At 59.6% G+C, this 7,681-nt stretch carries 4 protein-coding genes and 1 pseudogene; 1 reads left to right on the forward strand and 4 read right to left on the reverse strand.

What is annotated here, in order from left to right:
• Positions 1–156: pseudogene (locus Q4Q11_RS29925) on the reverse strand (30S ribosomal protein S7); the annotation flags it as partial.
• A gap of 82 nt (positions 157–238) precedes the next feature.
• Complete coding sequence (rpsL, locus tag Q4Q11_RS29930; protein ID WP_003507760.1) at positions 239–610, reverse strand: 30S ribosomal protein S12; 372 nt, start codon at positions 608–610, stop codon at positions 239–241.
• A 509-nt stretch (positions 611–1,119) separates the two neighbouring features.
• On the opposite strand from rpsL, the gene Q4Q11_RS29935 reads away from it, so the two are divergent.
• Positions 1,120–1,413 carry a transcriptional regulator gene (locus Q4Q11_RS29935; protein WP_112513053.1) on the forward strand — a complete coding sequence of 98 codons (294 nt, stop codon included), beginning with the start codon at positions 1,120–1,122 and terminating at the stop codon, positions 1,411–1,413.
• Positions 1,414–1,526: 113 nt separating this feature from the next.
• Here Q4Q11_RS29935 and rpoC read toward each other — a convergent pair whose 3' ends face one another.
• Both rpoC and rpoB read right to left on the reverse strand, forming a co-directional pair.
• Positions 1,527–5,735: a DNA-directed RNA polymerase subunit beta' gene (gene rpoC / locus Q4Q11_RS29940; RefSeq protein WP_112513052.1), complete on the reverse strand. Its 4,209-nt coding sequence runs from the start codon at positions 5,733–5,735 to the stop codon at positions 1,527–1,529.
• A 174-nt stretch (positions 5,736–5,909) separates the two neighbouring features.
• A partial coding sequence (gene rpoB / locus Q4Q11_RS29945) for a DNA-directed RNA polymerase subunit beta (RefSeq protein ID WP_498571744.1) occupies positions 5,910–7,681 on the reverse strand: 1,772 nt, incomplete at its 5' end.

A 7,681-nucleotide genomic window follows, 5' to 3' on the forward strand; every position in this document is an offset into this window, starting at 1 on the left:
GCCCTGCACGGCGTCGAATGCGCCGTATACGATGCTTTCAGCGACGGACTTCTTGCCGTCGAGCATGATAGCATTCATGAACTTGGTGACGACCAGATCGCCGAACTTCGGGTCCGGGTTGATCTCGCGCTTTTCTGCTCTGTGACGTCTGGACATGTAACTTCTCGTCTCTCAACTATTTGCGACGCTTCACCACGCGGAGAACCTCGCGCAGCGCCGGATTATCTAAAAGTCCGAATTACTTCGGACGCTTCGCACCGTACTTCGAACGGCGCTGCTTGCGGTTCTTGACACCCTGGGTATCGAGAACGCCGCGGATGATGTGGTAGCGAACACCCGGAAGGTCCTTCACGCGGCCGCCACGGATCATGACGACGGAGTGTTCCTGAAGGTTGTGACCTTCACCGGGAATGTAACCAATGACTTCGAAGCCGTTGGTCAGGCGAATCTTTGCGACCTTACGCAGAGCCGAGTTCGGCTTCTTCGGCGTCGTCGTGTAGACGCGGGTGCAAACGCCGCGCTTCTGCGGGTTCTCCTGAAGAGCGGGAACCTTGTTACGCTTTACCTGCGCCTGGCGAGGCTTGCGGATCAGCTGGTTTACGGTAGGCATTCAACCATCCCTTGTAAATCTATTTCGACACCCTTACGGGCATGACTTTCGCCGTCACCGGCAACGACACACGATCGTCTCAATGCGCAAAACGTGGCCCGATCCGCTTTCGCAGATGGACCACAAAAAAGCAGAGGACGCCGTAAAATGCGTCTTGCGTGCAGCATTCGTGTCTTCAACGTGCGTTTAGAACCTTGTTTGAGGTGAACTCCAGGGCGCGTCGCCCCGAACAGCCATGCCTCACATGGGTTCCGATGGCGGCGGTACTACTGTTTTCCCGCCGGTTCGTCAAGGCCGGTTAAGAAATTATCTTTGTCATAAAGCCCGGAAACCCTGGGCAAACCAGCCGTTTGACGCATTGGATACGGAAATGCCGCCCCTTCGGCAAGATGGACTTTGGTATTTTGCCAAAATCCCTATAAGGAATCGCAGGAGGACATTTCCATCCGCCGGACCCGAGCCACCTCAGAGAATCGCCGGGTCGATTCGACACTCCCGAAGGAAGATCCATGATTACTGCGCCAGACAACGACAACAATTCCGACGGTCCCATGATCTTCATCATCATCGGCAAGGGATACGAGACCGATGGCGGCGAAGGCATCGATCTGCATGTCATGCTGAAAGCGCCTGACGATGATACCGCCGTGCGCGAGGCGCTGAACGCGCTGGCGGAGGAAGGCTTCATCGAGGCCGACCTCGACCAGATCGGACTGTTGACGGACATACCGGACGAGGAACCGCACGCCTCCGCGTACCAGGGTGCGCTCGAAGGCGAGGTCGCGATCATCCGCTTCCGCTGATCGGACGGCTGCCCGCGAGGGGCCTCCCCTCGCCCGTTTCGATTTCATCATTGCACAAAAGAAACCGCCCGGATCGCTCCGGGCGGTTTTGATTTTTTCAATTAAGTACCGGCTTATTCGGCCGGGCTGTTCTCGCTGGCGAGGTCCTGCAGCATGGGCGTTGCGACGCTGGCGCCCGTGCCCTTGCGGCGCTCTTCGAGGATGAGCTCGTCGCGAGCCGTAGCGATACGGCGGATCTGCGTCATGGTACCACCGGTACCGGCCGGGATCAGGCGGCCGACGATGACGTTTTCCTTCAGACCCTGCAGACCGTCGGTCTTGCCGGCGATAGCAGCTTCGGTGAGCACCTTCGTCGTTTCCTGGAAGGATGCAGCCGAAATGAAGGACGGCGTCTGCAGCGATGCCTTGGTGATCCCAAGCAGAACCGGGTCGCCATAAGCGGGCTTCTTGCCTTCTTCGATCAGGCGGTCGTTCGCGTCGTCCAGTTCGATACGGTCGACATTGTCGCCGACGATGTACTGGCTGTCGCCCGCATCGGTGATTTCCACCTTCTGCAGCATCTGACGGACAATCACTTCGATGTGCTTGTCGTTGATGACAACGCCCTGCAAGCGATAGACTTCCTGGATTTCGTTGACCAGGTAGGAAGCCAGAGCTTCCACGCCCTTGATCGCCAGGATGTCGTGCGGAGCCGGATTACCGTCGAGGATGTAATCACCCTTTTCGATATAGTCGCCTTCCTGAAGGTGGAAAGGCTTGCCCTTCGGGATCAGGTATTCGACCGGCTCGACACCGTCTTCCGCCGGCTCGATGATGACGCGGCGCTTGTTCTTGTAGTCGCGGCCGAGGCGGATCGTGCCATCGATTTCTGCGATGATGGCGTGGTCCTTCGGACGACGAGCTTCGAACAGTTCGGCAACGCGCGGCAGACCACCGGTGATGTCCTTGGTCTTGGCGCTTTCCAGCGGCGAACGGGCGAGAACGTCACCCTGCGACACCTTCGTACCCGGCTCGACCGACAGGATCGCGTCGACCGAGAGCAGGAAGCGGGCTTCACCGCCACGAGACAGCTTGGCGACATTGCCGCTGGCGTCCTTGATGACGATCGCCGGCTTCAGATCGGAGCCGCGCGGCGTCGAGCGCCAGTCGATAACCTGACGCTTGGTGATGCCGGTGGACTCGTCCGTCGCTTCGAGGACCGAGAGACCGTCGACGACGTCTTCGAAGTGAACCGTACCAGCCACTTCCGTCATCATCGGACGGGTATAGGGGTCCCACTCCGCCAGACGCTGACCGCGCTTCACCTTGTCGCCTTCGTCGACATACAGCTTCGAGCCGTAAGCGACGCGCTGCGAAGAGCGTTCGACACCACGTTCGTCCAGGATCTGGACCGTCATGTTGCGGCCCATGGCAACCAGGTTGCCATCGGAATTGCGCAGCATGTTACGGTTCTTGATCTGAACCGTGCCCTCGTAGGAGGCTTCCAGGAACGACTGGTCGACCACGGTCGCCGTGCCGCCCAAGTGGAAGGTACGCATGGTCAGCTGGGTGCCCGGCTCACCGATCGACTGTGCGGCGATGACGCCGACAGCTTCGCCGATGTTCACAGGCGTACCGCGAGCAAGGTCGCGGCCGTAGCAGACCGAGCAGACACCCGTCTGGATTTCGCAGGTCAGTGCCGAACGGATACGGATCGACTGGATGCCGGCCTTCTCGATCTCGATGACGTCAGGCTCCAGGATCATCTTGCCGGCATCGACGATGCGCTCGCCCGTGACCGGATGATCGATATCGTCGAGCGCCGTACGGCCGAGGATGCGGGCGCCGAGCGAGGCGACCACCTGACCGGCATCGACGATGGCGGTCATGGTGAGGCCGTTTTCGGTGCCGCAATCGACGTGCGTGACGATGCAGTCCTGCGCGACGTCGACGAGACGACGGGTCAGGTAACCGGAGTTGGCGGTCTTCAAGGCGGTGTCGGCCAGACCCTTACGGGCACCGTGGGTCGAGTTGAAGTACTCGTTAACGGTGAGGCCTTCCTTGAAGTTCGAGATGATCGGTGTCTCGATGATTTCGCCCGACGGCTTGGCCATGAGGCCGCGCATACCGCCCAGCTGACGCATCTGGTTCGGAGAACCACGAGCACCAGAATGGCTCATCATGTAGATCGAGTTCATCGGCTTTTGGCGACCGGTCTTTTCGTCGAATTCGACGGCCTTAATGCGGGCCATCATTTCTTCGGCGACCTTTTCTGTGGCCTTGCCCCAGGCGTCGACAACCTTGTTGTACTTCTCGCCCTGGGTGATCAGACCGTCATTGTACTGCTGCTCGTATTCCTTCACGAGCGCTTCCGTATCGCCGACGATCTTGACCTTGGTGTCCGGGATGACCATGTCGTCCTTGCCGAACGAAATGCCGGCGCGGCAGGCATGGGAGAAGCCAAGCTGCATGATGCGGTCGCAGAAAATGACCGTGTCCTTCTGGCCGCAATGACGGTAGACCGTGTCGATCATCTTGGAGATGTTCTTCTTGGTCATTTCCTGGTTGCAGATGTCGAACGTGACCTTGCCGTGCTTCGGCAGAAGTTCGCCGATCAGCAGGCGGCCAGGGGTCGTCTCATAGATCTTCGAATAGGGCTTGCCATCTTCGCCGATCGACTTGAAGCGGCCGCGAATCTTCGAATGCAGCGTCACGACCTTGTTTTCGAGAGCGTGATGCAGCTCGCCGAGGTCGGAGAAGGCCATGCCTTCGCCCGGCTCGTTCTGGTTCAGGATCGACAGATAGTACAGGCCGAGAACCATGTCCTGCGAGGGAACGATGATCGGCGCGCCGTTTGCCGGGTGCAGAATGTTGTTGGTCGACATCATCAGCACGCGGGCTTCAAGCTGGGCTTCCAGCGAGAGCGGCACGTGGACAGCCATCTGGTCGCCGTCGAAGTCAGCGTTGAAGGCCGTGCAGACGAGCGGGTGCAGCTGGATCGCCTTGCCTTCGACCAGCGTGGGTTCGAAGGCCTGGATACCCAGGCGGTGCAGCGTCGGTGCACGGTTCAGGAGAACCGGATGCTCGCGGATGACCTCGTCGAGGATATCCCAGACTTCCGGCTTCTCCTTTTCGACCAGCTTCTTGGCCTGCTTGACGGTCGAGGAATAACCCTTCGCGTCGAGGCGGGCATAGATGAACGGCTTGAACAGCTCGAGCGCCATCTTCTTCGGCAGGCCGCACTGATGCAGCTTGAGTTCCGGACCGGTCACGATGACCGAACGGCCGGAATAGTCGACGCGCTTGCCGAGCAGGTTCTGACGGAAGCGGCCCTGCTTGCCCTTGAGCATGTCGGACAGCGACTTCAGAGGACGCTTGTTGGCGCCGGTGATGACGCGGCCACGGCGGCCGTTGTCGAACAGCGCATCGACAGATTCCTGCAGCATGCGCTTTTCGTTGCGGATGATGATGCCCGGAGCGCGCAGCTCGATGAGGCGCTTCAGGCGGTTGTTACGGTTGATGACGCGGCGGTACAGATCGTTCAGATCCGATGTCGCGAAACGGCCGCCGTCGAGCGGAACCAGCGGGCGCAGGTCCGGCGGGATAACCGGGACGACCTTCATGATCATCCATTCGGGACGGTTGCCCGACTCCATGAAGTTCTCGACGATCTTCAGACGCTTCATCAGCTTCTTCTGCTTGAGATCCGACGTGGTGTCGGCAAGCTCGGAGCGCAGGTCGCCGGCGATCTTCTCGAGGTTCATGCTGGCCAGCATCTCGTAGATCGCTTCAGCGCCGATCATGGCGGTGAACTGGTCTTCGCCATATTCGTCGACGGCGAGCATGTACTCTTCTTCCGAGAGAAGCTGATGCTCCTTCAGAGCCGTCAGGCCCGGCTCGGTGACGATGTAGTTTTCGAAGTAGAGAACGCGTTCCACATCCTTCAGCGTCATGTCGAGCAGCGTCGAAATGCGAGAAGGCAGCGACTTCAGGAACCAGATGTGAGCAACGGGAGCGGCGAGCTCGATATGGCCCATACGCTCACGGCGAACGCGCGACAGCGTGACTTCGACGCCGCACTTTTCGCAGATGATGCCCTTGTACTTCATGCGCTTGTACTTGCCGCACAGGCACTCGTAGTCCTTGATCGGTCCGAAGATTCGCGCGCAGAAAAGACCATCGCGTTCCGGCTTGAACGTGCGATAGTTGATCGTTTCCGGCTTCTTGATCTCGCCATAAGACCAGGAAAGAATCTTCTCCGGCGACGCAATCGAAATCCGGATGGAATCGAAATTCTGCGCAGGCACCTGCGGATTGAAAAGATTCATGACCTCTTGGTTCATGCCTATCTCCTTTAGGGGCGAAAGCCCTCGAATTGCGAACAGTGCCGGCAAATCCCGGGAACCGACCTGACGCTTTAAAACCGCCTTGCGGCGCCATGCATCCGAAGGGACGCCAACGGCGCTGCAATATTCCAAACGGTGCGCGCTGTCCGACAGCGCGCACCTGACAGGCTACTACTCGGCTGCGTCCGGAAGCTGGCTCGCCGCCTGCAGATCATCGACCTTGGAGTTTTCCAGTTCGACGCTGAGACCCAGCGAGCGCATTTCCTTGACGAGAACGTTGAAGCTTTCCGGAATGCCCGCCTCGAAGGTGTCGTCGCCACGAACGATGGCTTCGTAGACCTTGGTGCGGCCGGCCACGTCGTCCGACTTGACCGTAAGCATTTCCTGCAGCGTGTAGGCTGCACCGTAAGCTTCGAGCGCCCAGACTTCCATTTCGCCGAAGCGCTGACCGCCGAACTGCGCCTTACCGCCCAGCGGCTGCTGGGTGACGAGCGAGTACGGACCGATCGAACGGGCGTGGATCTTGTCGTCGACAAGGTGGTTCAGCTTCAGCATGTAGATGTAACCAACCGTGACCTGGCGGTCGAACTGCTCGCCGGTACGTCCGTCGTACAGCGTCGACTGACCGGTCTGCTTGAGACCTGCCATCGCCAGCATGTGGTTGACGTCCGCTTCCCCGGCGCCATCGAAGACCGGGGTCGCGATGGACACGCCACGCTTCCACTGGTCGGCCAGACGCAGGACCGATGCATCGTCATACCCGTGAACATCGTCGCTCTTCGGACCATCGCCGACAACCATATCGATCGTCTTGCGCAGGGGCTCGATATTGCCGCTTGCCTTGTAGGCTTCGATCAGTTCGCCGATCTGACGCCCCATGCCGGCGCAAGCCCAGCCGAGGTGCGTTTCGAGAATCTGACCGACGTTCATGCGCGAGGGCACGCCAAGCGGGTTCAGCACGATATCGACATGCGTACCGTCTTCGAGGAACGGCATGTCTTCAACCGGGACAATGCGCGACACCACGCCCTTGTTCCCGTGACGGCCTGCCATCTTGTCGCCCGGCTGGATCTTGCGCTTAACAGCGACGAAGACCTTGACCATCTTCATGACGCCCGGAGGCATTTCGTCGCCGCGCTGGACCTTTTCGACCTTGTCCATGAAGCGCTGTTCGAGACGCGACTTGGATTCGTCGTACTGGCCACGCAGGGCTTCGAGCTCGCTCTGGACCTTCTCGTCCTCGACGGCGAACATCCACCACTGCGAACGCGGATATTCCGAAACCACGACATTCGACAGTTCCGTGCCCTTCTTGAAGCCCTTCGGACCAGCAAGAGCGACCTGACCGCGCAGCATTTCGATCAGGCGGCCGTAGACGTTACGGTCGAGGATCGCCTGCTCGTCGTCGCGGTCCTTGGCAAGACGTTCGATTTCTTCGCGCTCGATCGCCATGGCACGCTCGTCCTTTTCGACGCCGTGGCGGTTGAAGACGCGAACTTCGACGACCGTACCGTAGGTGCCGGGCGGCATGCGCATGGAGGTATCGCGAACATCCGATGCCTTTTCGCCGAAGATGGCGCGCAGAAGCTTTTCTTCCGGCGTCATCGGGCTTTCGCCCTTCGGCGTGATCTTGCCGACAAGGATATCGCCCGGCTGAACTTCGGCGCCGATGTAAACGATGCCGGCTTCGTCCAGGTTCTTCAGCGCTTCTTCCGAAACGTTCGGAATATCGCGGGTGATTTCTTCCGGGCCGAGCTTGGTGTCGCGCGCCATCACTTCGAATTCTTCGATGTGGATGGAGGTGAACACGTCGTCGGCTACGATACGCTCGGAGAGCAGGATCGAGTCTTCGTAGTTGTAGCCATTCCACGGCATGAACGCGACGAGCACGTTCCGGCCGAGAGCCAGATCGCCCAGATCGGTCGACGGACCGTCTGCCAGGA

It is taken from the genome of Rhizobium sp. UFLA01-1127 (assembly GCF_059803845.1).

Coding starts and splice junctions, on each gene's coding strand:
- rpoC (WP_112513052.1), bottom strand. CDS start 5,735: ATGAACCAAGAGGTCATGAATCTTTTCAATCCGCAGGTGCCTGCGCAG.
- Q4Q11_RS29935 (WP_112513053.1), top strand. CDS start 1,120: ATGATTACTGCGCCAGACAACGACAACAATTCCGACGGTCCCATGATC.
- rpsL (WP_003507760.1), bottom strand. CDS start 610: ATGCCTACCGTAAACCAGCTGATCCGCAAGCCTCGCCAGGCGCAGGTA.